Here is a 1,153-nt window from a genome sequence, read left to right as displayed (position 1 = left end):
CTTAGATGTCGAGGATCTTTGCCACGACGCCCGAACCCACGGTGCGGCCGCCTTCACGGATGGCGAAGCGCAGGCCTTCTTCCATCGCGATCGGGTTGATCAGCTTCACGGTGATGCTGACGTTGTCGCCAGGCATGACCATTTCCTTGTCCGCGGGCAACTCGATCGCGCCGGTCACGTCCGTCGTGCGGAAGTAGAACTGCGGGCGGTAGTTGTTGAAGAACGGCGTGTGACGGCCGCCTTCGTCCTTGGACAGCACATACACCTCGGCGGTGAAGTGCGTGTGCGGCTTGATCGAACCGGGCTTGCACAGCACTTGGCCGCGCTCGACTTCTTCGCGCTTGGTGCCGCGCAGCAGCACGCCGACGTTGTCGCCAGCCTGGCCCTGGTCCAGCAGCTTGCGGAACATTTCCACGCCGGTGCAGGTGGTCTTGACGGTCGGACGGATGCCGACGATCTCGATTTCTTCGCCGACCTTGATCACGCCACGCTCGACAGCGCCGGTCACCACGGTGCCGCGACCCGAGATCGAGAACACGTCTTCGACAGGCATCAGGAACGTACCGTCCACGGCGCGCTCGGGCGTCGGGATGTAGGTGTCCAGGGCTTCAGCCAGCTTCATGATGGCTTCTTCACCCAGCTTGCCCTTGTCGCCTTCGAGAGCGAGCTTGGCCGAGCCGTGGATGATGGGGGTGTCGTCGCCAGGGAACTCGTACTTGTCCAGGAGCTCGCGCACTTCCATTTCGACCAGCTCGAGCAGTTCGGCGTCGTCGACCATGTCGCACTTGTTCAGGAAAACGATGATGTAGCCCACACCCACCTGGCGAGCCAGCAGGATGTGTTCACGGGTCTGGGGCATCGGGCCGTCAGCGGCCGAGCACACCAGGATGGCGCCGTCCATCTGAGCGGCGCCCGTGATCATGTTCTTCACATAGTCGGCGTGGCCGGGGCAGTCGACGTGTGCGTAGTGGCGGTTGGCCGTTTCGTACTCGACGTGCGCGGTGTTGATCGTGATGCCGCGGGCCTTTTCTTCGGGCGCTGCGTCGATCTGGTCGTAAGCCTTGGCTTCGCCGCCGAACTTGGCCGACAGAACGGTTGCGATTGCAGCCGTCAGCGTGGTCTTGCCATGGTCGACGTGACCGATCGTGCCCAC

At 63.1% G+C, this 1,153-nt stretch carries 1 protein-coding gene; it reads right to left on the bottom strand.

Translation table 11 applies throughout. The features are described from left to right. Position 1: 1 nt before the first annotated feature. Positions 2 to 1,153 (bottom strand): elongation factor Tu (gene tuf, locus ABIC90_RS27365; RefSeq protein ID WP_354359886.1); only part of this gene is annotated, 1,152 nt, incomplete at its 5' end.

Source organism: Variovorax boronicumulans (genome assembly GCF_040544675.1).
Classification (GTDB): Bacteria; Pseudomonadota; Gammaproteobacteria; order Burkholderiales; family Burkholderiaceae_C; genus Variovorax; species Variovorax boronicumulans_D.
Note: the sequence above shows the minus strand (reverse complement) of the source record. Positions and strands in the feature narration are given on the sequence as shown.